Source organism: Streptomyces sp. NPDC058697 (genome assembly GCF_042715345.1).
GTDB classification, from domain to species: domain Bacteria; phylum Actinomycetota; class Actinomycetes; order Streptomycetales; family Streptomycetaceae; genus Streptomyces; species Streptomyces liliifuscus.
Window position 1 is genome coordinate 154,120 of sequence record NZ_JBHXSU010000002.1, and the last position, 24,123, is coordinate 178,242.

Genomic DNA, 24,123 nt, shown 5'->3' on the forward strand with positions numbered 1-24,123 from the left:
AACTCGCCGCTCACTGGCAGTTCGCGGACAGCAGCCACTTCATCCGGGCTTTCAAGCAGCAGTACGGCCAGACGCCCACCGAGTACGCCCGCTCGAACAGGCCGACCTGAGCGACCGAGTACTGAACGGTTCCCGGCGGCCGTTGCCCCGCGCCAGGATATTGGCGGGGCGAACCCTCTGCCTCCGCTGCCGGCGGAGCGGTCCGTCTGCGGGACGACTGGAACAAGGTCCGGTTCCACGACATCAGGGGCAAACCTTTTCGTGACTTGAGGCCGGTCGGGCTTTCGCCAGGCCGGCCTTCCGTTGTGTCGGGTGCGTGCGGGAATTGGACTGACCTGACGAGTCCAAGTCGCCTGTCTCCGCGGTGCGATCAGCGGGTCTCTCATCCGCAACCCGCTCACCGGGCCGGCACGACCCCGCCGTACATGGTGGTACCGGGTGTCCCGACGGTAGTGCCTGCGGTATCCGCAGGTGGGCAGAGTATGGGTTGGTGACGCACACCGTGCCCACGGGAATCTGTAGCCATGACGCGACGCAGAGCAGTAATCATTCCCTCGGTCCTCCTCTCCCTCGGTGCGGTGGCGGTTGCCACCCCGGCCATCGGGGACACAGCGCATGAGTCACCCACCTCGGTCTCGGTATCGAGGGCATCGGCCCCCGGTCAGCATGCGGAGAGTGTGGTCGCTGCCATCGAGCGCAGCGCCCACACGTTGAAGAGCACCAGCCCCGAAGGCAGCCTGCGGGACCTGAACGCGCTGGGCCGAATGGTCAAGGACGCCAAGGTGGTGGGGCTGGGCGAGGCCACTCATGGTTCACAGGACTTCTTCCGCATGAAGCACCGGGTCTTCCGCTATCTGGTCGAGGAGAAGGGCTTTCGGTCCTTCTCCCTGGAGCTTCCCTGGAGCAGCGGCGTGCGGCTGAACGACTACGTGCTGGACGGGAAGGGCAACCTGAAGGACATAGCGCGTGAGGAGTTCCAGGGGTCGTACCGGATCTGGAACAACCAGGACTACATCGACCTCATCGAGTGGATGCGCGACTACAACCTCAAGCACCCGCACGACCCGGTGCAGTTCATGGGCAATGACATGGGCTACGCCGGGCCGGAGCTGTACGAGCGAGTGGTCGACCAGGTGTCCCGCGAATACCCGCAGTTACTGAAGCGCGTCACCGAGCTGTACCGCGGCCTGCCGCCGACCACCGATGCCGGCACCTACTACGCGCAGTACCTTCAGCTACCGCTGGCCGAGCGCGAAGAGCGGGCGGAGCGGACCCGGAAGGTGTACGAGCTGCTGCGGAAACAGCGCCCTGCTGCCGGTGCCGACAAGCAGGACCACGCGTGGACGGTGCAGCACGCCAGGGCCATCCATCAGATGGCCGAGGGATTCTCCTTCGACATCACCGACGAGGCCCAGATCCCGGAGATGATGAAGTACCGGGACCAGGTCATGGCCGAGAACGTGGCCTGGTGGCACAAGCACACCGGCGACCGGGTCCTGCTGTCGGCACACAACACCCACGTGTCCTACGACTCCTTCGACGTGCGGTATCCGAAGACCCAAGGTGCCTTCCTGCGCGACGCGTTCGGCACGGACTACCTCAGCGTCGGCTTCAGTTTCTACAAGGGCTCCTTCGCGGCCTTCGGCACCGACGACGACGTGATGCGGACCTACAGCGTGGGTGCCGCCAAGCCGGACACCAACGAACACACCCTCGACAAGGCCCGCCAGCAGGACTACATCCTGGACATGCGCACTGCCCCCAACCCCGCACGCGCGTGGCTGGACAAGGAACGCGTCACCTGGAACATCGGTGCCGGATGGCCCGATCCCACCCAGTACACGACCGCGCTCGGCCAGGCACACGACGTCCTCATCCACCTGCACGACGTCGAAGCCACCAAGCACCTGGGCACCCCTCGTCTTTGACTTCCAGCACACCGCCCGGGCCGACCACTCCGTGACATCGCCGCCCGGGCGGTGTTGGCCACGCGAACCAGACCCTCTCTTCCAGGACCATCCGCTGGTGGATCAACGCGCCCGATCGCCGCGAGCGCCCGGAGTCCGGCGCCGGCGAGGGTGTCGATCAGGGGCGAGACGGTCGGGGCGCACACCAATCCGGCGGTGGTGCGGGTTGGCCGGGAGAACGAGGTCGAGCATCCGGGCCAGACCGGTGACCAGGGCGGCGTCCCGGCCAACAGCGCAGCGGGGGGTGCGGCGGCACAGTCTGCGGTCGTCATGGCCCTCCCCGCCTCTGAACGGCGCCCACGACCTGACTGCGGAGCAGCCTTCTTCCATTTCCCCGCGCCCTACCAGCGTCCCGAATGCAGCGCCCGCCTAGGAGCAAGGCCTCGTTCAGCCGACCCGACGCCCAAGAGGGATGCCCGCGCTGTTCTGCCAGCGGCAGAACATCAGTTGGACCGGGCTCGACGATCACTACCGTCCAGTCTCATGACGACGACTACGACGCGTACGGTCGAGTATCCGGCCGACGGTATGACGATGATCGGGTACCTCGCGCTCCCGGCCGGTGTCGACCGCCGGCCCGCGGTGCTGCTCGGACCAGAGGGCATGGGGCTCAGCGACGTCGAGCGCCGCCGGGCCGATGCTCTCGCCGAACTGGGATATATAGCGCTGGCCTTCGACCTTCACGGCGGGCGCTATTTGGGCGACCCCGAGGAGATGCTGGCCCGGTGCCTGCCGCTGCTCGCTGATCCCGACCGGATGCGAGGCATCGGCCATGCGGCGCTCGACGTGTTGCGCACCGAACCGCGGACCGACCCCGACCGGATCGCCGCCGTCGGTTACGGCACCGGCGGCGCCGTCGGGCTGGAACTCGGGCGCGACGGCGTCAACCTGCGCGCGATCGGCACTGTCAACGCGCTGACCACGGGCCGACCGGGCGAGGCAGCGCGCATTCGCTGCCCGGTGTGGGCCGGGGTCGGGTCGGAAGACCCGATCATGCCGCCCGCTCAACGGAACGCGTTCACCGCTGAGATGCAGGCCGCGGGCGTCGACTGGCGCCTCGCGGTCTACGGCGGCGCCATGCACGCCTTCCACCACCCGCCGGTCGCCCACCCCACGGTCCCCGGCGTCGGCTACCACCCACGGCACGCGCAGCGAGCCTGGCGCGACGTCGTCGACCTGCTCGCCGAGTGCCTGCCCGTGACGGAGGATCTGGGGGCACGACCCACGTAAGCATGCTGGCCCCGGGCACTGAGGGCTGACCCGCCTACTCCCCGGAGCTGGACGTGAAGGGCAATACGTGGGCGCGGGAGCACGATGCGCAGCGGGAAGGGGTCCTCGCCCGTCGTGCCGCGTGGCGGCTGGAGCGGCAGGACACGCGATGAGTTGAAGGCGCAGGTGTGACTGTCTGCCGATGTGAGCCGCCGACTGCGCGCGATTGCCGACCGTACCGGCCTTGAGCCGGAGCAGTTCCTCGCCCAACTCGCCGACCGGGTGCACATGGACGACGACGGCGTCCTGGCGGTCGCCGCCTTCGCCCCACGCTGACGGCCGGCCCCGCGCGCGGGGCCGGCGAGTGCGGGGCAGCCGGCGCAGTGCCGCCTTACGGCGCGAACCCGGCCATGCTCACACGGCCGGGCTTCACTGGCTTTCTGCCGACCGTCCCGCCAAACCCGCCGGCTGTCATCACCCACAAGCGTGACACCGTGCCGCGGGAAGCTGTGTCACCACTTCTCCCGCAGGTCACATAGAGGTGCGGGTCGAGCGGCCGGTTAGGGGATGTACTGCACTGCCTTGTCATACGCACTGTTGGCGCCTACGGCACAGGATGCGGTGGCTCGGGCTCGTCTACATTGCGTCACTCGCGATTGTTGCGGTGACCTCTGTTGGGTACCAGTATTCCAGTCCCAGAGCCGATCACATGAACACGACCGGGCCCACCCCTTTGCTTCAACCGACCCAGTGCTGGCTCAGGTAGCCGGGCTCGAGGTGGCACCAGGACATGGTCACCTTGGTGCCCAGGGCATAGGACCCGAGGTCCATGCACAAACCGCTCGCCCTGTTGCGTAGATTCCCGTTGCCGATGTACTCCCACTTCTGGCTCAGGTATTCGGGCTCGGTGAGGCCATGGCATTCGTGCATGCCCACAGGGGTGCCGGGATCGCGGGACCCGATGTCCATGCAGAGCCAGTTGGCGACGTTTCTGATGTTGTAGCCATCCGCGTTGTCGTCCCAGAGAAAGTCCCACTGCTGACTCGTGTACCCGGGCTCCTCGTGGCACCGGTTCATGCCCACAAGTGTGCCGGGCGCGGTGGACCCGATGTCCATACATAAGCCGTTGCCTCGATTTCGCAAGTGCGAGGAGGCCATCACGGAATCGGAAGTCGCCGACGCCGGAATGGACATTCCGAATACAGCACCAGCCATGACGAGCGCGACGGCAAGAATTCTACGTACGGAGCCAACCACCTTTTTTCCTCCTGACCTTGATCAACTCGTACTCGGACCGGTCTTCTGCTTCTTCTGGTATTTCTCCCACGATGCGTCTTTGGTGAACTGTCAGGGTCCTGGCCAGGTTGGCGCGGACCCTGATACCTCGTCAAAGCTCTGCCCCGGGAGGAAACACCGGGGAAAAACTCCCTCCAACGGTCGAGGATTTCACCCCACGCTGACCGACCACCCGGCACTCGCGAACGGGCGAGTGCGGGGCAGCCCGCGCCATGCTCGCCTGACGGCGCGTGACCGGCCGCGCTCAACGACCGGGCTCCATTGGCTTTCTGCCGAGCGTCCCAAGAACGCCACCGTCGGCCTGGCCGCAACAGCAACCAGCGCGGCGCTACTGAGGGCAGCCACCGGAGCAGAGAGTGGTGAACTCCCCGGCACCGGTGGGGAGGTGGGAGGCCTCCCAGGGCAGCGGCTTGGCGGGCGCAGTGCGGCCGGGCTCGGCTGCACCGGCGCCGGATACGAAGCCCACGGTGAGTGCTACAGCCGCCAGCAGGCCGGCGGACAGACGAGCAACAGCGCGCATGAGGGTCTTTCCCCTGGTGTCTGAAGCCGGGCGGCCAGGTCAGGCCACCCTGGCGCTCATCCTCGCTTTCACGTCGGGCTCACCACAACCATTTCGGCTGTGGCCGAAGGATGCTTCCCGAGCTCCGGCTAAGAAAGGGGCCATCCTCCTCGCGCCCCTGAAACGGAAACCCTGCGCACCCGGCTGCCAGGGCGGCGTTGTGCACGGCCGATGCAAGAAGCCCCTCAGCGCGTCAGGCGCCAGGTGTGGACGTGCTCCCACGTGAGGGTCTGCCACCAGCGGCCCGTCCAGTCGTCGCTGCGGGTGCGGTAGAGGGTGACCCTGTCGCCGGGGAAGCTCTCCGGGAAGGGTACGGGGAGTCCGGTGACGTACTCCTCGACCTCTTCGGACAGGTCGGGGCGTACGTACATGTCGTGCGAGACCAGCGACAGGTGCGCGCGGAAGGTGTCCCTGTCGAAATGGTGCTCGGCGTGGTTCGGTGCGGGGGTCTGCAGGGGTGCGACGGCCTTGTCGACGCGGGCGGCGAGGTCCACGAAGTCGGGGTTCGGGGTGAGGCCGTCGGCGAGGTGGTGGACGTCGTAGACCAGGCCCACTCCCTGGCGTCGGACGCCGGCGTTGTGGACGGTGAAGGCGGAGGCATCGGACAGTCCCCGGGTCACGGCGGCCACGATCTCCTCGACGGGATTCGTGATGTGGCGGCTGCCCACGAGGGTCGCGTGGGGCGGGAACGCGCCTGCCGAGACAATGCCGTACTGGGCCCGCAGTTGCGACGTCACGGCGGTGACGGCGGCGCAGGTCGCGGGGTCGGGGCGGAGGTAGACGCCGTAGCGGTACGGGTCCCCCGGAGCCTGTGCGAATCGGTCGGTCACGTTCGCGGTCACTGGCCTGCCTGCTCTCGGTAGTTCTGGATCTTGGCGGTCGCCGCCTTCTCCGCCGCCTTCAGGGCGTCGTCGAGGGAGGTCTTGCCGCTGAACGCCTGCTGCATCGCGGGTTCGACCTCGGCGCGTACGCCCGTCATCGCGCCGGTGAGGCAGCCGGAGGTGGCCGTCGTGGACGGGGTGTCGGCGAACTGCTTGTCGAGCACGGCGTAGGGCTCGTTCTTCGCGAGGAACTGCTTCCAGGCGGGCGAGTTGTCGACGCCTGTGTTGATCGGGGCGTAGCCGGATGCCTCGGCGAATCGTTCCTGTGCGCCGGCGGACGCCAGGTAGCTGACCAGTTTCCAGCTCGCCACCTGCTCGGCCTTGCTGTGTCCGGCCTGGTCCACCCACATCGCGGCGCCGCCGATCGCGGGCCCGGCGGTGGACGCCGAACCCGAGAGGGGATAGGGCAGCGCGGTGTAGTCCGTCATGCCTGCCCCCGTCAGGCCGCCGATGGCGCCGCTGGAGTTGAGCATCATGGCCGTCTTGCCCGCGGTGAAGGCGGACAGGGCTGCGTTGCCGTCGATGCCCGTGTCGAGCCCGACGCCGTCCGTGTAGAGCTTGGCCATGGTGCCGATCGCGGCGCGCTGCGGCCCGCTCGTCAGCGTCAGCGCCGTCGCTCCGTCGCCCTTGCGGCCGTTGTCCGGCGTGCAGTAGGGGACCCCGGCTGCGGCGGTGAGCTGCTCGAACCACCAGCCGGAGAAGGGCATGTCGATGCCCTTGACACCGGGAGCCTTGGCGTGGATCTTGCGGGCCGCCGCTGCCACACCGTCCAGCGTGCCGAGGGTCGAGCGGTCCACGCCCGCCTGGTCCAGCAGTTTGTCGTTGACGTACAGCAGGGGCATGGACGTGTTGAGCGGTACGGCGAGCAACTCGCCGTCGGCCGTGTAGTAGTTGCGCGCCGCCGGGCGGAGCTGGTCGAGGTCGAGGTCCTTCGGGTTGGCGGCGGCCATCGCCTGGGCGGAGACCGTCTGCTTGGCGTCGCGCAGATAGCCGGTGGTGGTGTCGTTGGAGACCATGACACTCGGCGTACCGCCGTCGCGGATCGCGGAGGTGTACTTGGCGATGGCGTCGGTGTAGCTGCCCTGGAACGAGGCCTTCACCACGATCTTGCCTCTGTTGGCCTTGTTGAACGCGTCGATCTCCTTCTGGAGGGCGTCGCCGGCCGGGGCGCCGACCCCGTGCCACAGGGTCACGGTCACCGGCCCCTTCGCGGCGGCCAGGGCCGACGGTCCGGGCGCGGCTCCGGTGGCCTTCTCGCCGGAGCCGGATCCACAAGCGGTAAGGGTCAGGGCGCCAACGGTCAGCATGCAGGCGGTGGAGAGGCGCAGATTTCTGTTTCGTGAGGACATTGGGGACTGTTTCCTTTCCGGGGTGTGTGTAGCGCGCCCTTGAGGGGCGCGGGGCTGTATCGATGTGCGGCTCCGCCGCGTGGGCGCGACCAGCCACGACGAACCCGCGGCCGGCATCGCGGAGAAGCGCTTAGGTGGTGACCCGCGACGCCAGCCCCCGCACCAGGAACCGCTGGCCGAAGAGGACGAGCAGCAGGGTCGGGAGCAGAACGAGCAAGGTCCCGGCGTAGATCACCGCAGGCGAGGTGACCTGATCGACGACGAGTTGGGCGAGGCCGACCTGGATGGTCCGCCTCTCGGGAGAGTCGGTGATCAGCAGCGGCCAGAAGTAGCCGTTCCACGCCGACAGGGCGCACCACATCGCCGCGGTGATCAACTGCGGTCGTGCCATGGGCAGTACGACGTGCAGCAGGGCCCGCAGTTCGCCGCAGCCGTCCAGGCGGGCGGCCTCCCAGGTCTCCCGCGGCAGCGCGAGGAAGGCCTGGCGGAGCAGGAAGACCGCGTAGCCGGCGGCCAGGTACGGGATGACGATCCCGAGCAGGGTGTCACGCAGCCCGAGCGCGGTGGCGGTCTCGAAGTTGGGGATGACCAGGCTCTCCCCGGGAAACGCCAGGGTGGCAAGGACCAGCGCGAAGGCGATGCCCCGGCCGCGCCAGCGGGGAAAGACGAGCGCGTAGGCGGCCAGTGCGGCGGTGGCCAGTTGGGCGGCCGCCTGGAGGACGGTGACGGCCACGCTGACCAGGTACTGCCGGGCCAGCGGGGCGGAGTCCAGCGCTTCGCGCACGTTGTCCAGGGTCAGTCGTCCCGGCGCCGGGAGGAGTCGGCCTGCGGCGACGTCGCCCGGCGGGAGGAGGGCGGTGACGAGGGTGACGTAGACGGGGAAGGTGACGAGCACGACCACGATGGCGAGCCACGACCAGCGCAGTACGGATCCGGCCTGAAGGCGTTTCACAGCCATGTCACGCCCACCTCCGCAGCACCCGGAACTGGATCGCGGTGATCGCCAGGACCAGGGCCAGCAGGACCATGGCCAGGGTCGAGGCCGAGCCGACCTGGGGCAGCGCCTCGCCGAACGCGCGCTGGTACAACTCGTAGACGAGCGTGGACGTGGCGCCTGCGGGGCCGCCCCGGGTGAGCACCTGTACCTGGGTGAAGATCTGCAGGCCGCTGATGGTCTGGGTGACCAGGAGGAACACCAGGCTCGGCCGGAGCATGGGGATGATCACCGACCGGGCGAGCCGCAGTCCCGAGGCGCCGTCGAGCGCCGCGGCCTCGATGACCTCCTGGTCGAGTTGGGTCAGCGCGGCCAGCAGCACGAGGAAGGCGAACCCGAATTCGTACCAGGCGGTGGCGATCGAGATGCTGATGACGGCCCACGTCGGTGACTGCAGCCATTGCGGCCCGGTGACGCCGAGGTGGGCCAGCACCTGGTTGAGCGTGCCGACCGCCGGCGCGAACAGGCCCGCGAACACGGCCGCCGACGCCGCCGCCGAGTAGGCGAACGGCAGGGACAGCAGCACCGACACCACGGCGCGCGGCTTCCGGGCGGCCCGGCGCAGCGGGAGCGCGGCGGCGAGCGCGCCGCCCACGGAGAGCAGCACGCTGAGCGCGGCGATCGTCCCGGTGGCGAGCAGCGCCCGCCGCAGGTCCGGGTCGGCGACCACGTCGACGTAGTGCGCGACGCCGACGAACCGGGTGGGGTCTCCGAGCAGATCGGTGTCGTACAGGCTCAGGGCGACGCCTCGGACGACCGGCCAGTACGCGAAGACGAGCAGGAGTCCGACGCACGGCAGGACCATCAGCGGACCGGCCAGGGCGGCGGGACCCCGTCCGGACGACCCTGCCGATCCGCTTGGTCTGCCGCGTCGACGGCGAAGTGGAACGTTCCCAATCATGAGTGGAACGTTCCCACTCCAGGCCTGGCCTCCAAAGGACCCGACGGGTGAACAATCCGCAAAATGCCCGTCAGCCGCGGGGCGGCGGGGGTGCCGTCGTCCGGCCCGTCACCAGCGTGCCGGGCAGCGCCCGGTGATGGTCGGGCGGCTGCTCACCGTCGAGCAGTTGCACGAGGGCATCGACGGCCCCGCCGCCGATCAGATCGATCGGCTGACGCCAGTGGGTCAGCCCGATCAAGGAGGTCGTCAGATCCCCGATGCCGTCGTAGCCGGTGACGGACAGCTCTTCCGGTACGGCCACGCCCCGGAACCGGAGTTGTTCCAGCAGGGCGATCGCGTGCCGGTCGCTGGGCGCCATCACCGCGGTGATCCCGGGATGCCGCAGCACCTCCGTCGCCCACGCGCCGGCCGTCTCCCGATGCGGTCCCGGGATCTCCAGCACGCGCGCTCCACGCTCCCGCAGGCGGCGGACCATCGACTCCGTCCGAGGCCCCAGCGTCACGGAGACACTCCTCGGCACCGTGACCACCGCGACCTCGCGGTGCCCCAGCTCGACGAGATGGTCCGCCAGGGCGGCACCGCCCTCATCCTCGTCGCAGTACACACTGGTGATGCTCGGATGGGTCTCCGGGCGGCCCGCCACCACGGTCGGCAACCGCGCGGCGAAGGGCAGGATCTGCTCGCTCGGCAGCAGCCCACTGCACACGATCAGCGCCTCGACCCGCAGCATCGCGAGCGTCTCCAACGCCCGGTACTCGTCGCTCACCTCGAACCGGCCGGACCCGGTCGCGGTGACCACCCGGTAGCCGTGGAAAGCGGCGCGCTCCTGCATCGCGGTGAGCAGATGACCGTAGAAAGGCGTCGCCGCGTCGCGCACGAACGCCCCGAAGGTGTACGTGCGGTGGGCCACCATGGCACGGGCGGAGGCGTTGACCACGTAGCCCAACTCCTGCGCGGCCTTGAGGACCCGCTGCCGGGTCTCCTCCCCCACACTGCCGCGCCCCGAGACGACGCGGGACACCACCGACTTGGACACCCCGGCCCGCCCGGCCACATCTATGATCGTCGGGTTGCGCGGCCGGTCAGTCATCGAGCACGCCCTCTCGGGCGAGCACCGCCGCGGCTGCCTCGCCTCCGGTCCACACATGTGCGCGCCAGCCGTGCGAGCGGGCCGCTACGACATTCTCGGGCCGGTCGTCGAAGAACACGACCTCCGACGCGGGTCGGCCGAGTCGTTCGTCGGCGGCCCGGTACACGAGCGGGTCCGGTTTCATCAGGCCCAGGTCCGACGAGAAGACCAGGGTCTCGAAGCGACCACTCCACGGCGCTCGGCGGATCGCCCGCGCGAGTGAGCCCGGAGCATTGGAGAGAACCCCCAACGGCGTTCCCCGCTCGCTAAGTTGGTCCAGCAGGGTCTCGGCGTCGGAATCGAGGGTCGCCCAGCAGTCGGTGTCGATCCGGTCGAGGCGCTCGACCCACCCCGCGTCGAGCGGACGCCCCAGCGCCTCGGCGATCCGCTGCCAGTACGCTCCCGGAGCGGCGCCCAGGTCGTAGGCGTCCCGGTGCATCCAGTACGGGTCGGCCAGTTCGGACTCGGGCACGTCGAGGGCCTCTGCGAGGGCGGCCAGAGCACGGCCCGATGGCGCAAGGACGCCGCCGAGATCCCAGACGACTACGGTCGGCGGTATTTCTTGGGAACGTTCCACATGCAGGATGATAGCGGCCGCTGCTGCCTCGACGAGCGGGCGCAGCCCATCCCGACGTCCCTCTTTTGTACTGGCGGTCCACCCGCAGACATAGATGCAGAGACAGCACCGCAGCGCCGGGGCGGTCGGCCTCGTGGTGGCCGCCAAGGCCAAGCTGCTGGGGCTGACCCTTTTGCACCGTGACCGGGACTCTGAATGCATCGCCCCCGTCACCGACCAGGTACTGGGTTGTTTGTTGTTCAGGGCAAGGCGTCGGCGTGCTAGTGGTCGGTCCGTGGTGTGGTCCGCCGGTCGATGATGTCGCGGAGTTGGTGGCGGCCGGCGATGCCGAGCTTGGGGTAGGAGCGGTACAGGTGTGAGGCGACGGTGCGGGGGGACAGGAACAGGCGGTCGGCGATCTCGGCGTTGGTCAGGCCCTGTCCGGCGAGGATGACGATCTCGCGCTGTTGAGCGGTGAGGCCGTCCAGCGCGCCCGGGGCGCCCTGCGGGGATCGCACAGTTACGCCGCAGGCACGCAGCTCGGCTTCCGCGCGCCGGGTCCACGGTGCCGCGCCCAGACGGCGGAACGTTTCCAGGGCGGTCATGAGGGTGGGCTTTGCGTCGTTGATCCGTCGCCGGCGACGCAGCCATTCCCCGTAGTCCAGTTGGAGCTGGGCCCGTTCGAACGGCCACGTGTCTCCGGTGGGATCGGCCAGGGGGCCGGCGAAGTGGGCTTCGGCGCTGTCGGGCTCGGCGAGCAGTCCGCGCGCCCGGGCCGCGAGTTGTTCCAGGCGCGGGCCCGGCGCGGGATCCACGCGGGCCAGCGCGCGCTCCAGCAACGTACGCGCTTCGAGGTGCCGTTCGGCGCGCACCGCCGCGGCGGCGAGGTCAGCGACGGCGAGGTACGAGAAGTGATGGTGCAGGGGTGTGCCGTCGGCGGCGAAGAGCCGGCTGAACTGCGTGTACGCGGTCACGTAGTTGCCCTGGGCCAGCGCGGCGAGACCTGCCGTCTGCCAGATCCTGGCGGCGAAACCGCGGTAGTCGGAGGTGTCCACGGCGGCGCGCACACGGGCCAGCAGCGGTGCCACCTGGTCGTGTTCGCCGCGCATGGCCGCCACGACGGCCGTGGTGAGGTCGGCCGAACCCGCGACGGTTTCCATCTTGTAGGCGGCGGCGATGTCGCCCGCCTCCCGGGCGGCGGCGAGTGCGTCGTCCCAGCGCCCGCTGTCGACGCAGGCCCATTCCAGTGCCGACAGCACCCCGCCGCTGGCACCGCGGACGCCCGGGGCGCGCAGCCGGCTGAGGGCTTCGCGCAGCACCCTGACCGCCAGTTCGGTCTCGTCCAGTACCCAGGCCGCCGCGCCGAACGTACCCGGGTCCGAGAGGGGGCCTTCCGCTGTGCGCCGGAGAAACGGGACGAGGTCGGCTCGTTCGCCGAACGGGTCCGTGCAGGCCCGGATCCAGATCCGGTACTCGTCGGCGGGCCGGTCCTTTGCCGACGGCAGTGGCCCCTCCCGGGAGTCGAGCAGGTCGAGGGCGGCACGTGCCTTGGCGCAGACTTCGGGGAGGCCGGTCTGGTGGGCGACCGTGGCGGCCATCCAGGCGGCCTGCCACGCGATGGCCGGTGTCGTCGGGGATGCCTCGGCTGCTACGGACAGGAGTGTGTCGAACGCTTCGGCGTTGCGGTTGGACCACAGCAGCGACCAGCCGATGTCCAGCCGGGCGGCGATGCGCAGGTCCGGGTCGCAGGTCAACGTGAGGACCTGGCCCGCCAGTTCGCGTACCCAGTCGGCCTGGCCTGCGGACAGCGCGAGCTCGGCGGCGGCCAACAGGCGCCGGGCCCTGTCGAGTTCGCCGGGGCTGAGTTCGGCGGCGCGTTCGAGGGCGCGTGCCGCCGCTGCGGCGCCGCCACGGCGCTGTGCCTGGGCCGCGCTGTCTTCGAGCAGTGCGGCCAGGTGCTCGTCGGGTGCCGGCGCGGCGGCCGCCAGGTGCCAGGCGTGGCGGTCGGGCTGGTCATGGAGCGCGTCGGCGACCTGCCGGTGCGCCGCGGCCCGCTCGGCGAAGGGCGCGGCGTGGTAGACGGCCGACCGGGTGAGCGGATGGGCGAACCGCGGGCCCGGCGTGTCCAGCCGGATCAGGCCCACCACTTCCGCCGGGGCGAGCGCGTCGGCGGTCAGCCCGGGTACGGCCATGGTCAGGTCCGGGCTGTCGGCAGCCGCGGCGAGCAGCAGCGCGGACCGGGTCGCCGGGGGCAGAGTGCCGTACTGGGCAGCCATCAGGGCGGTCAACTGCCCGGTCAGCGGCAGCGGTTCGGCGGTCCACCGGTGCCCCGCGTCGGGATCCGCGGCGATCACCCTGGCCAGTTCGATCAGTGCCAGTGGGTTGCCGATCGCCTGGGCCAGCACCTGTTCGCGCAGGCGGCCGTGCGGCGGGCGCGGTTGCGCGTCCAGGAGCAGGCCCGCGTCAGGCGGGGTGAGTGGTCGTAGCAGGAGCTGCGGCAGATCCCGCTCGAAACCGGCGGGAGGTACGTTGCCGCGGGCGCCGGCCAGCAGCACGAGTTGCTCCGATTCCAGGCGGCGGGCGGCGAAGGCGAGCGCGTCGAGGGAGGCACGGTCCAGCCATTGCGCGTCGTCGGCCGCCACCAGCAGCGGCTGCTCGTCGGACAGCTCGGACAACAGGGTGAGTACGGCGATCCCGGTGAGCAGGGCGTCGGGCGGCGCGGGGTCCTCGGACAGCCCGAACGCACCGCGCAGTGCTTCGGCCTGGCGGGTCGGCAGGCGGGCCACGCGGTCAAGGGCAGGGCGCAGCAGCTGGTGCAGCCCGGCGAACGCCAGGTCCTGCTCCGACTCCCTGCCGGCGGTCGCCAGCACCCGCATCCCCGCCGCCCTGGCCTCGCGCGCGGCTTCGGCCAGCAGGACGGTCTTGCCCAGACCCGGATCGCCCAGGAGCAGCAGAACGTGGCTTTCCTTGTGGGGCGGGGCGATCAGTTCCCGGAGCAGGGACAGCTCCTCCCGCCGCCCGATCACGGTCGTGGCCTGGGCGCCCTTCGTGTCCCTCGTGTCCTTCGTACCCCTCGTGTCCTTCGTGTCCTTGCGGGTCATCGCGGGAACGCCACCCTCACCTCGTGTGCAGTCAGGTTGCGGATACCGGACGGCCGCTGCGCGGCCCAGGGTCGAGTGTATGGACGCTGTCCCCTGCGTTGCCCTCCACGATGTCCCCGGCGCGCAACCGAACGCGGGTTCGTGATGCCGTATGTCGTGGTCGGCCGGGAGAACACCGGTGACATCCGGATCCACTACGAGGACCACGGCGCGGGTCCGCCCGTCGTGCTGATCCACGGCTATCTCGCCGACGGGCGCTCTTGGGAGAAGCAGGAGGCGGCGCTGCTCACGACCGGGTACCGCGTCATCAGCTACGACAGGCGCGGCGGCGGCGACTCCGGCCGGCCGGCGACGGGCTACGACTACGACACGCTGGCCGCGGATCTGAACGTACTGCTGGAAGTCCTGGACGTGCGGGACGCGGTGCTCGTCGGCTGCTGCTCCGGCACCGGGGATCTGACCCGGTACCTGGGAACGTACGGGCAGCGGCGGGTCCGCGGCGCGGTGCTGCTGGCGCCTCTGCCGCCATTCCTGCCGCGGTCGGACGCCAATCCGGAGGGCATCGCCGTCGGCGTCCTCGACGCCTTCGTCGGCGAGCTGTCCGCCGACCGCCCCGCGGCGATCAAGACTTACCTGGACCGGCACTACAACCTCGACTACTACAACACCGACTACCGCGACACCGACCCGCTCGGCGGGAGCCGGGTGAGCGACCAGGCGTGGCAGAACAGCTTCCACGTGGCGCTCCGGGTGTCGGCGGTCGCGGCCCTGGGCTGCGCGGTCGCCATGCGGGAGGACTTCCGGGACGACGTCGCCCGCATCACGGTCCCCGTCCTGATCGTGCAGGGCGCTCAGGACAGAGTCATGCCGCCCGGCGCGACCGGGAACCGCCTGGCCGCGCTGCTGGCCGACACCCGCCTCGCGGTGATTCCGGACGGCGGGCACGCGATCATCTGGACGCACGCCGCCCAGGTCAACCAGCTGCTCGTCGGCTTTCTGCGGGCCCTGTGAGGTGTACGTCGGGCGGCGGGGAACGCCGGCAGAGCCTGGTTGACCGGCGGGTGCAGTCAACATGCGGATTCCGCCGCCGCACCGCGGCTGATTCGCTCGGGTCATGGAGCACAACTCGTACTCAGGTCTGCCGAACGAGCGGGTCAAGGCCGCGAACGGCATCGACTACGCGTACCGCGACACCGGCCCGACGGACGACGGCACCGGTGTGCCGCTTGTCCTTCTCCAGCACTTCCGTGGAAACCTCGACAACTGGGATCCGGCGCTGATCGACAGGCTGGCACCGGCCCGGCGGGTCGTCGCCTTCGACAACGCCGGAGTCGGCGGCTCCACCGGAACGACCCCGAACACCGTGGACCGGATGGCACACGACGCCATCGCCTTCATCGAGGCGATCGGGGCCGGGGGCCTCGGCCAGGGCCCCGTCGATGTACTGGGATTCTCCCTCGGCAGCTTCGTCGCGCAGCAGATCGCCCTGACCAGGCCGGCGCTCGTCAGAAGGCTGGTCCTCGCCTCGTCGGCGCCGCAGGGAGCCGACGGCATGCACGGCTGGGCCCCTGAGGTCATCGGCGCTGTCGGCAACCCCGAAACCAGTCCCGCCGAATACCTGAGCGTCTTCTTCACCGGATCCCCGGCAAGCCTGGGGGCCGGCCGGCAGACCTTGCAGCGGATCTACGGCGCCCGGAGCGATGACCGGGACACTGTGACCGACTGGGCGACCCGCGAGGCGCAGTACGACGCGGTGTGCACGTGGGGGATCCCCGACCACGCGAAGCTCCAGCGGCTCGGCTGCCTGCGGATGCCCGTGTTCGTGGCGAACGGCGACAATGACCCCATGATCCTGCCGCACTACTCCCACCTGCTCGCGGGCCTGATCCCGCAGGCCCGCGTGAAGATCTACGCCGACTCGGCGCACGGGTTCCTGTTCCAGCACCACGCGGAATTCGCCGCGGACGTCGACGCGTTCCTCGGCGGTCCTTGATGACCGGCACCCACATGATCGTCCTGCCCGGCGGCGGGTACGCCGAACACGCCCCGCACGAGGCCGAGCCGGTGGTGGACTGGCTCGGCGACATCGGCGTACGGGCGAGCGTGTTCCGCTATCCGCTGCACGCCCGGCACCCGGAGCCGCTCGACGCGCTGCGCGCCGAGATCCGCCGCCGACGGGCCGCCGGCGCACAGCGCATCGGTCTCGTCGGGTTCTCCGCGGGAGGTCATCTGGCCGGGCTGGCCGCCCTCGCCCCGGGCGGCGAGCCCGAGGAGGCCGTGGACTTCGCCGTACTCGGTTACGCCATCACCTCGATGGAGACCGAGACCTACCGTCCGGCCCGGCTGATCCTGCTCGGCGAGGACGCCGGCCCCGAACTGCGCCGGTCGACCTCGCTGGACGCGCTGGTCACGCCTCAGTCGCCGCCGTTCTTCCTCTGGCACACCGCGGAGGACCCGTACGTCCCCGCCGAACACACCTACCGCCTCGCCGCGGCACTCGCGGCCGCCCAAGTCCCGCACACCGCGCACGTGTTCGCCCACGGCCCGCACAGCCTCGGCCTCGCCCGGAACGCCGGGGAGACCGCGACATGGACCGCGCTGGCGGAGGCCTGGATCCACGAACAGGCGTGACCGTCGCCTGCATCACCAGTCCCCGGTACGTCACCCGTCCCCGGCCGCCGCCCGCAGCTCCTCGATCTGCTCGCGCGCCGCGGCGACAAGTTCGTCGTTGGTGTTCGCATGACCGCCAAGACCCCACCCACCGGGCACGGCCTCGGTCAGCAGCACCCAGGTGCGGTCCGCGAGCGTCGGGTCGCCGGCGGCCTCCGCGACCATGCCGGTGAACCGGCTCACCACCGCGAGCTGTTTGTCGCGGTCGAGAGCGCCCGCGTTGGTCAGCACCTGCACGCGTACGTAGTCGGACGCGCCGTCGACGTTCGACAGCCCGCCCGCCGGCAACTCGTGGATGAAGGCCGCGGTGTTCCGGCGGAACATCGGGATGTCCGGAACCTCCTCGATGGCCATCAGGGTGGCGGCGAGGTCCTTGGCGAGCCGGTGCCCGTCCTTGAAGGTGCCCGCTGTGGCGTATACGTCGATCATGGGCATTGCGTACTCCTTGGATGCTGCTCGGGTGCTACCACCACTTGGCTTCGAGCGCGCGGTCGGTGCCGCCGGTCCGGTCGAGCGCGTCGAGTTCGGCCATGTCCTCGTCCGACAGGGTGAAGTCGTGGATCTGCGCGTTCTCGTGGATGCGGTCGCGGTGCGTCGACTTCGCCACGACCACTAGACCGTGCTGCAGGCCCCAGCGCAGCAACACCTGGGCCGGTGTCCGGCCCGTCCGGCGGGCGATCCCGGCCACGGTCGTGTCGTCGACGTACCGGCCGGTGCCCAGCGGGCTGTAGGCCTCGACGGCGACGTCGTACCGGCCGCAGGCGGCCAGGAGCGCCTGCCTGCGGTGCGGCGGGTTGAACAGGATCTGGTTGACGGCGGGCGGAACCGTCCCCGCGGCGATCACGGCCTCGAGTTCGGCCGCGTCATAGTTGGAGACCCCGATGGAACGGGCCAGTCCCCGCTCCTTGGCACGTTCCATCCCTGCCCAGGCCCGGGTCGGGCCGCCCTCGGGCCAGTGGACCAGGTAGAGGTCGACCTGGTCCAGGCCGAGACGCCGAAGGCTGGCTTCCGCCTGAGCGACCGGATCGTTGCCCCGCGGCTGGAACTTCGTGGTGATGAACACCTGGTCACGCGGTACGCCGCTGTCGCGGAGGGCGCGGCCGACGCTCTCCTCGTTGCCGTACGCCTGAGCCGTGTCGATGTGCAGGTAACCGGCGTCGAGCGCCCAGCGCACGGCGTTGACGCACTCACGCCCGTCCGGCACCTGCCAGACGCCGAGGCCGAGGACCGGCACCTGGTTGCCGTCCGCCAGCAGGCGCGTGCCGCCCCCGGATGTGGCTGCGTTCTGGTTCATGAGCACCAGCATCCGGCAACGCGCCGTGGGGTGGTATCAGCAACATGACTGCAACCGGCTGCCGCTCGGGCTCGCGATGCGGTGCAGTGCTGCGCGGAGCTGTGCGGTGCGGTGCGGTGCGGAGCTGTGCGGTGCGGTGCGGTGCGGTGCAGTGCAGTGCAGTGCAGTGCAGTGCAGTCAACATGCTGATACTCCGCCGCCGTCCCCCGGAGTGACCATGAGGGCCGGCCGAGTCAGCTATGCCGGAGAACCGGAGAAGACGATGAGCCTTGACTTCGACGTGTACGTGGTGGCGCCCAAGCCGATCCCGAGTGCGGTACCGGGATTCGAGGAGGTGGTGGGCCCGGCGACCTGGCCGCCGTCCACCTCCACGCTGATCAGCGATGACGACGGTGCCGTGCTGATCGACTGCCTCATCACCGAGCGGGAGGGCCAGGAGCTGGCGGCGTGGGTGAAGTCCCACGACCGCGAGCTCGACTACGTGTACATCACCCATCCGCACGCCGACCACTTCCTCGGGCTGCCGGAGATCCTGGCGGCGTTCCCGCAGGCGAGGCCGGTGGCCCTGGACGGGTCAATCTCCGCGATGGAGGAGCAGATCTCGGCGGGGTACATGCAGATCTGGGGCGGGTTCTTCCCCGGCCAGTTGACGGTCAAGCCCGTCGCGCCCGAGCCGCTGGCCGGCCGTACGATCCCGGTCGGAGAATCGTCGGCCACGGTGATCCCGGTCGGGACCACCGACACCGTGCATTCCAGCGTCGTCCATGTCCCGGAACTGAGCCTGGTCGTCTCGGGTGACGTCGTCTACAACCGGACGCACATGTGGCTGATGGGATCGACACCGGGCTCCCGGGCCGACTGGGCGCGGGCGCTTGATGCCGTGGCGGCGCTGGAGGCCGACACCCTGATCGCCGGCCACCGCGATCCAGGGGCCCCCGACGACGACGCCCGTCGCCAGATCGACGAAAGCCGCCGCTACCTGGCCGATTTCGAGACGGCGCTGGAACGCAGCTCCGCACCGGGCGAACTCATCGACCGCATGACGGCTGCCCAGCCCGACCTTGCGAACCCCTACACATTGTGGATCGCGGCCCACGACCTGCTCGGCACCGGAACCTGACCCGGACATAGAGCTGCTTCTCCTGCGAGTACGTGAACAGGCCCCCGTAGCATCGAGATCGAGGGCCGAGCGACCACAAGCCACGGTGGGCGACTTGAGTCCTCGACGAGGCAACGAGGGGCGCATGCTCGGCTTTCCTTGCACAGGGCGCCGGCCATGAAGTTGAGCTCGTCGCAGCTGCGACGGCGGGCCGGGAAACTGCAGGCCCTCCGAAGACCCGGCTCAGGCCGCCGTCGACCGCGTGGCTTCGGTGACTTCGTATCCCGCCTCGCCGATCGCGTCCCGCACGGCGTCGTCGCTGACCGACTCCCCGCGTACGGCCACACGGCCGGCCGGTACGTCGACATCGACCTCGGTCACTCCGGGCACCGCCATCACCTCTTCGGTGACGCTCGCCGCACAGTGACCACAGCTCATTCCGGAGACGGTGTAGATCTTCTCAGCCATGTCGGGGGCTCCTGTCCACTGCTTCCCAGGAAGGGTGTGGCATGGGATACGCGACGCGACGTCGCCGTGTTCACCACCGCTGCCGCCGCCCGGCCAGTCGGCGGCGGCACGGACCCGTCCGGCCCCGCGTCTTCCGCCGCCTCGGGAGCAGTACTAGCGTCGTCGGAGCACCGCCCCACCGCACCGTTCCATGGGGGACGCCATGCTCCGCACAAGGGAACTCCTCGACAGCGTCACCACCGCAAGCCCCCTCAGCCACGAAGTCCTCGCCCGGGCCGTGGACGTGCTCGGCGACTGCGAGGAGGCCACCACGGCGTGCGCGGCCGGCATGCTCGCGGAGAAGGACGCCGACGAACTGCGCGCCGCGATCAGCCAGGACCTGGACTGCGCCGACGTCACCGCCGCCACCCGTCGGGTCCTCACCCGCGGCAGCAGCCACGATCCGGCACTCCTGACCGCGCAGGTCGAGGCATGTCTGATCGCCTGTCGCCGCAGCCACGACACGTGCTCACAGCACGCTCAGCACCACGAGCACTGCCGCATCTGCGCCGACGCGACCGAACGTGCCGCAGACGCGTGCAGGGAGATACTCGCCGCCGTACGGTCGTAACCCGGACCGGACAGCACAGGCGTTCGTTTCGCGCGCCCCGCCCACTCCAGGAGTCGTTCGGCGGCCGCGTCCAGTTCCCGCCAACTGGCGTGGTTCTTCTCATGTGTTGGGACCGTTTCGCGTCGACCGCGCACCGGGCATCTTTGGCGTGCCGGACCGTCCGGCACGGCGGAAGCGACGAGGTGGCACAGATGGCTGATGTGAACCCGGAACCGATCGCGACCTTCTGTGGGGAGTGCGACTGCGGTTGTCCCCAACTCTTCGTGGACCCGGACGCACCCGAGGACAAGCGGGTGCGTATCACCGACGACTTCGGGCAGCAGGTGCAGATGAGCGAGGGGCAGTTCGCCGACCTCGTCGCCCAGGCCAAGGCCGGCGCTCTGGACCAGCTGACCGCGGCACTTGTCTGACTCCGGTAGGGCGCCTGCGAACGACGATGCCCTGACCCTCGGCGTCCTCGTCTTCGAGGACGCCGAGGAACTCGACGTCGTCGGGCCTTGGGAGGTTCTGGGGTTCTGGGCCGCCCATATCGCGTCCCGGCCGGTGCGGGTCCTGACCGTGGGGCAAAGCGCTGGTGTCGTGCGGTGTGCCAAGGGACTCGGCCTCGTCGCGGACCATGAACTGGCCACGGCTCCCCCGCTCGATCTGCTGGTCCATCCCGGAGGCGACGGCACCCGCGCCCTGGCGAAGGACGGACCGCACCTGGCCTGGCTGCGCGAACTGCACCAGCAGGGAACCGTCCTGGCGAGCGTGTGCACCGGCTCGCTTGTCCTCGCGGCAGCCGGCCTGCTGACGGGTCGGCCTGCCACCACCCACCGGGGCTACCTCGACAAGCTCGCGAAGATCGACCCCACGATCGACGTACGCGCCGGTCAGTGGTACGTCGACGACGGCGACATCATCACCTCCGCCGGGGTTTCGGCCGGCATCGACATGGCGTTGCACCTGGTCCACCGGTTGGACGGGGCCGAGGCGAGCGAGCAGACCCGTGACGGTATCCAGTACGAGGTGCGTGGGACAGGCTGATCCGCACGGCTGGTGACGATACGTCACCGGTCGGCGGGCTCGGCCTCCCGGTCGACGGCAAGCGGCTGGGCGTCGAGGGCGAGCGGCTGGGCCGCGTACGTGATGCGGACGACGCCGTCGGCGTGCCGCTCCGTGCTGCCCTGTACGCCGAAGACGTCGCGGAGGAGGTCCGGTGTCAGGACCTCCAGTACGGGTCCCGCCGCCACCACCGCGCCCTCGTGAAGCACGACGAGGTGGTCGCAGAGCCGGGCTGCGAGGTCGAGGTCGTGCAGGACCGCCAGGGTGGTGATCCCGGTGCTGCGGATCAGGTCCAGGAGCTCGAACCGGGCGCGGATGTCCAGGTGGTTGGTGAGTTCGTCCAGGACCAGGAGCTGCGGCCGCTGGGCGAGGGCCCGGGCCAGCAGGACGCGCTGGCGTTCGCCGCCGGACAGGGTTGCGTAGTCCCGGTCCGCGAAGGGTCCAACGCCGCAGCGGTCGACCGCTTCGGCCACCGCCTGGTGGTCCTCCGCCCCGTCGCGGCCCATCAGGCCGTGGTGGGGCGTACGGCCGAGGGCGACGATCTCGGTCACCGTCAGGCCGCTGGTGGTGCCGGCGTCCTGGAGCACTGCCGCCGTGCGGCGGGCGGCGGTACGGGAGGACAGCTCCCAAACGTCGTCGCCGCCCACCCGCACCACGCCGTCGGCCGGCCGCAGCGAGCGGTAGACCGTTCGCAGGAGGGTGGACTTGCCGCTGCCGTTGGGACCCACGAGCCCGACGATGTCGCCCTTGGCGGCCTCCAGGTTCACATCGCGGAGGATCGGCCTGCGGTCCAGGGTGATGTGGAGCTGGTCCACGGTCAGTTTCATACGCTGTACGGCCCCTTCGTACGGTGTCCAAGCCCTTGCTGCGGCTTCATACGGTGTCCAGGCCCTTGTTGCGGCGCAGCAGCCACAGGAAGAAGGGGGCTCCGAGCATTGCGGTGAGGATGCCCAGTGGCAGTTCGTTGGGGCGGGTGAGGGTGCGGGAGAGCAAGTCGACGAGGACGAGATAGATGGCGCCGAGGAGTGCGGTCAGGGGCAGCAGTCTGCGGTGGTCGGCGCCGGTGGTGAGACGGACCAGGTGCGGGATCATCAGGCCGACGAAGCCGACGCCGCCCGCGACGGCGATGACGGTGCCGGTGAGCAGCGCGCTGATGACCAGCAGGATGGCGCGCAGCCGGTTGACGTCCACCCCGAGGGCGGTGGCGGACTCGTCTCCGGCCAGCAGGGCGTTGAGCCGCCGTCCAAACAGGGTCAGTACGACGGTGCTTGCCAGGACCACCACGGTGACGGTGGGCAGTTGGTCCCACTGGGCGCCTGCGACGCTGCCGAGCATCCAGAACATGACGGTCCGCAGTTCGGTGGGCGTCGCCAGGAGCTGGACGAAGCTGGTCATCGAGAGAAGGACATAGCCGACGGCGACGCCTGCCAGGACCAGCCGGGTGGGGGCAAGTCGGCCCCGCCGTTGTCCCAGGGCGAAGACCAGGGCGCCGGCCGCCAGGGCGCCGACGAACGCCGCGCCCGACACTCCGAGGCCGCCGAGTCCGGCGAGCGCCGCACCGCCGAGGGTGATGACCAGCACGGCGCCCAGGGAGGCGCCGTACGAGAAGCCCAGCACGATCGGGTCGGCGAGCGGGTTCGAGACCAGGGTCTGCAGCACCGCGCCCACTACTGCGAGGCCCGCGCCGACCAAGGCGGCCAGGGCGACGCGGGGGGCTCGGAAGGTCCACACGATCTGGTCAAGGGCCGGGTCATCGGTGGCGCCCCGGCCGGTGATGTGGTGCAGGAGGATTCTCCACACGTCACCCACCGGGATGTTGACCGCGCCGATACTCACCGCCACCACCATGACGGCGACGAGAACCACGAGCATGCCGGTGACCGCGAGCGGCAGCCGCAGGCGGCTCGGGATCGGACCCGGGCTCAGAACTTGTCGGGGTGCAGCGCCTTGGCGATCTTCTCGACGGCCAGGTCGTTGCTCGGGCCGAGGTACATCGAGTCCGAGAGGGCCACGTACTTGTTGTTCTTCGCGGCCGGCCACTGGGGGAACTCCTTCAGCAGTTTCTTGGCGTAGGCCGCCGGGTTCGGGTCGTTGTAGCCGATGACGACGAGCGCGTCGACGTCGGTGGCGGCCACCTTCTCCTTGCTCAGGTCGGCGAAGGAGGTCTTGGAGGCGTTCTCGAAGGCGTTGCTGCCGCCGGCCTTGGCGAGGATGTCGTTGTAGATGCCCTTGGCGACGACCGAGCTGAAGTCGTTGCCGCCCATGGTCATGTTGGAGAACAGGACCATGACCTTGGGCTGCTTCTCGCCCTTCACCTTGTCGGCGACGTCGGTGATGTGCTTCTCCGAAGCGGTGATCAGTTTCTCGGCGCGGTCGCTGACGTTGAAGACCTTGCCCATGTCGCGCAGCAGCGTGTAGCTGTCGGCAATGGTCATCTTGGAGGTGTCCTGGTCGCAGCCCTGCGGGGAGACGTAGGTGCCCGCGCCCACCTCCTTGAGCTGCTCCCGGGTGGCGAAGCCGTTCTTCTCGTCGAAGCCGTAGGAAGTCGTGGACAGCACCAGGTCGGGGCGGAGCCCGATCATCGCCTCGCGCGGGATGTCGTAGGCGTCGTTGAGTTTGACGTCGCCGTTGGGCAAGGCCTTGATGGCCTTGGCTCGGCCGGGGACCTCGGACATCCCGTAGGTCTGCTGGTTGGCGACGATCTTGTCGCCGAGGCCGAGGGCGAGCAGTGTGGAGACCTCGGCGACCGAGGCGCCGTTCATGGTGACCACTCGGCTGGGTGCCTTGGTGAACTTCTCTTCAGTTCCGCAGTTCTTGAGGGTCACCGGGTAGCCGGACTTCGCGGCGGCCGCGGACGCGTTGCCGCCGGTGGCATCGTTCTTGTCGGTCGAGGAGTCGGCGCAGGCCGCAGTGAGCAGACAGAGTGCGCCGGCCAGGGCTATGGCGACCGGCGGTTTCTTCGTCATGCTGGCTCCTTGCTGCGGGATGTTCGTAAG

25 protein-coding genes and 2 pseudogenes are annotated in these 24,123 nt (G+C 69.8%); 12 read left to right on the forward strand and 15 right to left on the reverse strand.

What is annotated here, in order from left to right:
* Window positions 1-11 precede the first annotated feature (11 nt).
* From ACFWXQ_RS05240 to ACFWXQ_RS05255, 4 genes and pseudogenes are all read left to right on the forward strand, one after another.
* A pseudogene (locus ACFWXQ_RS05240) lies at window positions 12-110 on the forward strand (AraC family transcriptional regulator); the annotation flags it as partial.
* Window positions 111-524: 414 nt separating this feature from the next.
* Entirely contained in the window at window positions 525-1,928 is a 1,404-nt protein-coding gene (locus ACFWXQ_RS05245; protein ID WP_383950298.1) for an erythromycin esterase family protein, read from the forward strand.
* A gap of 522 nt (window positions 1,929-2,450) precedes the next feature.
* Window positions 2,451-3,197: a dienelactone hydrolase family protein gene (locus ACFWXQ_RS05250; protein WP_383950296.1), complete on the forward strand. Its 747-nt coding sequence runs from the start codon at window positions 2,451-2,453 to the stop codon at window positions 3,195-3,197.
* A 183-nt stretch (window positions 3,198-3,380) separates the two neighbouring features.
* On the forward strand, window positions 3,381-3,512 hold the full coding sequence (locus ACFWXQ_RS05255) for a hypothetical protein (protein ID WP_383950293.1): 132 nt from the start codon (window positions 3,381-3,383) through the stop codon (window positions 3,510-3,512).
* A 402-nt stretch (window positions 3,513-3,914) separates the two neighbouring features.
* Here the strand turns inward: ACFWXQ_RS05255 and ACFWXQ_RS05260 are convergent, their stop codons facing one another.
* From ACFWXQ_RS05260 to ACFWXQ_RS05295, 8 genes are all read right to left on the reverse strand, one after another.
* On the reverse strand, window positions 3,915-4,391 hold the full coding sequence (locus ACFWXQ_RS05260) for an RICIN domain-containing protein (protein ID WP_384084460.1): 477 nt from the start codon (window positions 4,389-4,391) through the stop codon (window positions 3,915-3,917).
* A gap of 409 nt (window positions 4,392-4,800) precedes the next feature.
* Window positions 4,801-4,992, reverse strand: a complete 192-nt coding sequence (locus tag ACFWXQ_RS05265; protein WP_383950290.1) for a hypothetical protein — start codon at window positions 4,990-4,992, stop codon at window positions 4,801-4,803.
* A gap of 224 nt (window positions 4,993-5,216) precedes the next feature.
* Entirely contained in the window at window positions 5,217-5,873 is a 657-nt protein-coding gene (locus ACFWXQ_RS05270; protein WP_386267585.1) for a 2'-5' RNA ligase family protein, read from the reverse strand.
* On the reverse strand, window positions 5,870-7,261 hold the full coding sequence (locus ACFWXQ_RS05275; RefSeq protein WP_383947445.1) for an extracellular solute-binding protein: 1,392 nt from the start codon (window positions 7,259-7,261) through the stop codon (window positions 5,870-5,872). Before ACFWXQ_RS05275 ends, ACFWXQ_RS05270 begins: the two co-directional genes overlap by 4 nt.
* A 130-nt stretch (window positions 7,262-7,391) precedes the next feature.
* Window positions 7,392-8,219 (reverse strand): carbohydrate ABC transporter permease, encoded by an 828-nt coding sequence (locus ACFWXQ_RS05280; RefSeq protein WP_383947448.1) that lies wholly within the window; start codon window positions 8,217-8,219, stop codon window positions 7,392-7,394.
* 1 nt (window position 8,220) lies between these two features.
* On the reverse strand, window positions 8,221-9,060 hold the full coding sequence (locus tag ACFWXQ_RS05285; RefSeq protein ID WP_383947451.1) for a carbohydrate ABC transporter permease: 840 nt from the start codon (window positions 9,058-9,060) through the stop codon (window positions 8,221-8,223).
* Between the two features lie 166 nt (window positions 9,061-9,226).
* Window positions 9,227-10,246 (reverse strand): LacI family DNA-binding transcriptional regulator, encoded by a 1,020-nt coding sequence (locus tag ACFWXQ_RS05290; protein ID WP_383947453.1) that lies wholly within the window; start codon window positions 10,244-10,246, stop codon window positions 9,227-9,229.
* A complete protein-coding gene (locus ACFWXQ_RS05295) occupies window positions 10,239-10,862 on the reverse strand; it encodes an HAD family hydrolase (protein WP_383947456.1) in 624 nt (207 codons plus the stop codon). Before ACFWXQ_RS05295 ends, ACFWXQ_RS05290 begins: the two co-directional genes overlap by 8 nt.
* Window positions 10,863-10,965: 103 nt before the next feature.
* Between ACFWXQ_RS05295 and ACFWXQ_RS05300 the strand changes: the two are divergent.
* Window positions 10,966-11,160: pseudogene (locus ACFWXQ_RS05300) on the forward strand (hypothetical protein); the annotation flags it as partial.
* Here ACFWXQ_RS05300 and ACFWXQ_RS05305 read toward each other — a convergent pair.
* On the reverse strand, window positions 11,123-13,942 hold the full coding sequence (locus ACFWXQ_RS05305) for an AAA family ATPase (protein ID WP_383947458.1): 2,820 nt from the start codon (window positions 13,940-13,942) through the stop codon (window positions 11,123-11,125). The pseudogene ACFWXQ_RS05300 and the gene ACFWXQ_RS05305 sit on opposite strands and share 38 nt — an antisense overlap.
* Before the next feature lie 144 nt (window positions 13,943-14,086).
* On the opposite strand from ACFWXQ_RS05305, the gene ACFWXQ_RS05310 reads away from it, so the two are divergent.
* From ACFWXQ_RS05310 to ACFWXQ_RS05320, 3 genes are all read left to right on the forward strand, one after another.
* Window positions 14,087-14,953 (forward strand): alpha/beta fold hydrolase, encoded by an 867-nt coding sequence (locus ACFWXQ_RS05310; protein ID WP_383947460.1) that lies wholly within the window; start codon window positions 14,087-14,089, stop codon window positions 14,951-14,953.
* A gap of 103 nt (window positions 14,954-15,056) precedes the next feature.
* A complete protein-coding gene (locus ACFWXQ_RS05315; RefSeq protein ID WP_383947463.1) occupies window positions 15,057-15,935 on the forward strand; it encodes an alpha/beta fold hydrolase in 879 nt (292 codons plus the stop codon).
* Window positions 15,935-16,573, forward strand: a complete 639-nt coding sequence (locus ACFWXQ_RS05320) for an alpha/beta hydrolase (protein ID WP_383947466.1) — start codon at window positions 15,935-15,937, stop codon at window positions 16,571-16,573. The genes ACFWXQ_RS05315 and ACFWXQ_RS05320 overlap by 1 nt, the downstream gene beginning before the upstream one ends.
* A 30-nt stretch (window positions 16,574-16,603) precedes the next feature.
* On the opposite strand, the gene ACFWXQ_RS05325 is transcribed toward ACFWXQ_RS05320, so the two are convergent.
* Both ACFWXQ_RS05325 and ACFWXQ_RS05330 read right to left on the reverse strand, forming a co-directional pair.
* Window positions 16,604-17,047: a 4-oxalocrotonate tautomerase family protein gene (locus ACFWXQ_RS05325; RefSeq protein ID WP_386267587.1), complete on the reverse strand. Its 444-nt coding sequence runs from the start codon at window positions 17,045-17,047 to the stop codon at window positions 16,604-16,606.
* 28 nt (window positions 17,048-17,075) lie between these two features.
* Window positions 17,076-17,906, reverse strand: a complete 831-nt coding sequence (locus ACFWXQ_RS05330) for an aldo/keto reductase (RefSeq protein WP_383947471.1) — start codon at window positions 17,904-17,906, stop codon at window positions 17,076-17,078.
* Between the two features lie 217 nt (window positions 17,907-18,123).
* Here ACFWXQ_RS05330 and ACFWXQ_RS05335 point away from each other — a divergent pair, with 217 nt between their 5' ends.
* A complete protein-coding gene (locus ACFWXQ_RS05335) occupies window positions 18,124-19,026 on the forward strand; it encodes an MBL fold metallo-hydrolase (RefSeq protein WP_383947474.1) in 903 nt (300 codons plus the stop codon).
* A gap of 222 nt (window positions 19,027-19,248) precedes the next feature.
* Here the strand turns inward: ACFWXQ_RS05335 and ACFWXQ_RS05340 are convergent, their stop codons facing one another.
* On the reverse strand, window positions 19,249-19,473 hold the full coding sequence (locus ACFWXQ_RS05340) for a heavy-metal-associated domain-containing protein (protein ID WP_383947476.1): 225 nt from the start codon (window positions 19,471-19,473) through the stop codon (window positions 19,249-19,251).
* Between the two features lie 202 nt (window positions 19,474-19,675).
* Here ACFWXQ_RS05340 and ACFWXQ_RS05345 point away from each other — a divergent pair, with 202 nt between their 5' ends.
* From ACFWXQ_RS05345 to ACFWXQ_RS05355, 3 genes are all read left to right on the forward strand, one after another.
* Window positions 19,676-20,083: a hypothetical protein gene (locus ACFWXQ_RS05345; RefSeq protein WP_383947479.1), complete on the forward strand. Its 408-nt coding sequence runs from the start codon at window positions 19,676-19,678 to the stop codon at window positions 20,081-20,083.
* Between the two features lie 191 nt (window positions 20,084-20,274).
* Window positions 20,275-20,493: a hypothetical protein gene (locus tag ACFWXQ_RS05350; RefSeq protein ID WP_383947481.1), complete on the forward strand. Its 219-nt coding sequence runs from the start codon at window positions 20,275-20,277 to the stop codon at window positions 20,491-20,493.
* A complete protein-coding gene (locus ACFWXQ_RS05355) occupies window positions 20,486-21,109 on the forward strand; it encodes a DJ-1/PfpI family protein (RefSeq protein ID WP_383947484.1) in 624 nt (207 codons plus the stop codon). The genes ACFWXQ_RS05350 and ACFWXQ_RS05355 overlap by 8 nt, the downstream gene beginning before the upstream one ends.
* A 23-nt stretch (window positions 21,110-21,132) precedes the next feature.
* Here ACFWXQ_RS05355 and ACFWXQ_RS05360 read toward each other — a convergent pair whose 3' ends face one another.
* The 3 genes from ACFWXQ_RS05360 to ACFWXQ_RS05370 form a co-directional block, all read right to left on the reverse strand.
* On the reverse strand, window positions 21,133-21,954 hold the full coding sequence (locus tag ACFWXQ_RS05360; RefSeq protein ID WP_383947487.1) for an ABC transporter ATP-binding protein: 822 nt from the start codon (window positions 21,952-21,954) through the stop codon (window positions 21,133-21,135).
* Between the two features lie 46 nt (window positions 21,955-22,000).
* On the reverse strand, window positions 22,001-22,975 hold the full coding sequence (locus ACFWXQ_RS05365) for a FecCD family ABC transporter permease (RefSeq protein WP_383947506.1): 975 nt from the start codon (window positions 22,973-22,975) through the stop codon (window positions 22,001-22,003).
* 74 nt (window positions 22,976-23,049) lie between these two features.
* Window positions 23,050-24,093: an ABC transporter substrate-binding protein gene (locus tag ACFWXQ_RS05370; protein WP_383947490.1), complete on the reverse strand. Its 1,044-nt coding sequence runs from the start codon at window positions 24,091-24,093 to the stop codon at window positions 23,050-23,052.
* Between the last annotated feature and the right edge of the window lie 30 nt (window positions 24,094-24,123).

Coding starts and splice junctions, on each gene's coding strand:
- ACFWXQ_RS05315 (WP_383947463.1), top strand. CDS start 15,057: ATGGAGCACAACTCGTACTCAGGTCTGCCGAACGAGCGGGTCAAGGCC.
- ACFWXQ_RS05340 (WP_383947476.1), bottom strand. CDS start 19,473: ATGGCTGAGAAGATCTACACCGTCTCCGGAATGAGCTGTGGTCACTGT.
- ACFWXQ_RS05280 (WP_383947448.1), bottom strand. CDS start 8,219: ATGGCTGTGAAACGCCTTCAGGCCGGATCCGTACTGCGCTGGTCGTGG.
- ACFWXQ_RS05250 (WP_383950296.1), top strand. CDS start 2,451: ATGACGACGACTACGACGCGTACGGTCGAGTATCCGGCCGACGGTATG.
- ACFWXQ_RS05265 (WP_383950290.1), bottom strand. CDS start 4,992: ATGCGCGCTGTTGCTCGTCTGTCCGCCGGCCTGCTGGCGGCTGTAGCA.
- ACFWXQ_RS05285 (WP_383947451.1), bottom strand. CDS start 9,060: ATGGTCCTGCCGTGCGTCGGACTCCTGCTCGTCTTCGCGTACTGGCCG.
- ACFWXQ_RS05330 (WP_383947471.1), bottom strand. CDS start 17,906: ATGAACCAGAACGCAGCCACATCCGGGGGCGGCACGCGCCTGCTGGCG.
- ACFWXQ_RS05365 (WP_383947506.1), bottom strand. CDS start 22,975: ATGGTGGTGGCGGTGAGTATCGGCGCGGTCAACATCCCGGTGGGTGAC.
- ACFWXQ_RS05310 (WP_383947460.1), top strand. CDS start 14,087: ATGCCGTATGTCGTGGTCGGCCGGGAGAACACCGGTGACATCCGGATC.
- ACFWXQ_RS05345 (WP_383947479.1), top strand. CDS start 19,676: ATGCTCCGCACAAGGGAACTCCTCGACAGCGTCACCACCGCAAGCCCC.
- ACFWXQ_RS05305 (WP_383947458.1), bottom strand. CDS start 13,942: ATGACCCGCAAGGACACGAAGGACACGAGGGGTACGAAGGACACGAGG.
- ACFWXQ_RS05370 (WP_383947490.1), bottom strand. CDS start 24,093: ATGACGAAGAAACCGCCGGTCGCCATAGCCCTGGCCGGCGCACTCTGT.
- ACFWXQ_RS05360 (WP_383947487.1), bottom strand. CDS start 21,954: ATGAAACTGACCGTGGACCAGCTCCACATCACCCTGGACCGCAGGCCG.
- ACFWXQ_RS05290 (WP_383947453.1), bottom strand. CDS start 10,246: ATGACTGACCGGCCGCGCAACCCGACGATCATAGATGTGGCCGGGCGG.
- ACFWXQ_RS05260 (WP_384084460.1), bottom strand. CDS start 4,391: ATGGCTGGTGCTGTATTCGGAATGTCCATTCCGGCGTCGGCGACTTCC.
- ACFWXQ_RS05335 (WP_383947474.1), top strand. CDS start 18,124: ATGAGGGCCGGCCGAGTCAGCTATGCCGGAGAACCGGAGAAGACGATG.
- ACFWXQ_RS05325 (WP_386267587.1), bottom strand. CDS start 17,047: ATGCCCATGATCGACGTATACGCCACAGCGGGCACCTTCAAGGACGGG.
- ACFWXQ_RS05350 (WP_383947481.1), top strand. CDS start 20,275: ATGGCTGATGTGAACCCGGAACCGATCGCGACCTTCTGTGGGGAGTGC.
- ACFWXQ_RS05245 (WP_383950298.1), top strand. CDS start 525: ATGACGCGACGCAGAGCAGTAATCATTCCCTCGGTCCTCCTCTCCCTC.
- ACFWXQ_RS05320 (WP_383947466.1), top strand. CDS start 15,935: ATGACCGGCACCCACATGATCGTCCTGCCCGGCGGCGGGTACGCCGAA.
- ACFWXQ_RS05275 (WP_383947445.1), bottom strand. CDS start 7,261: ATGTCCTCACGAAACAGAAATCTGCGCCTCTCCACCGCCTGCATGCTG.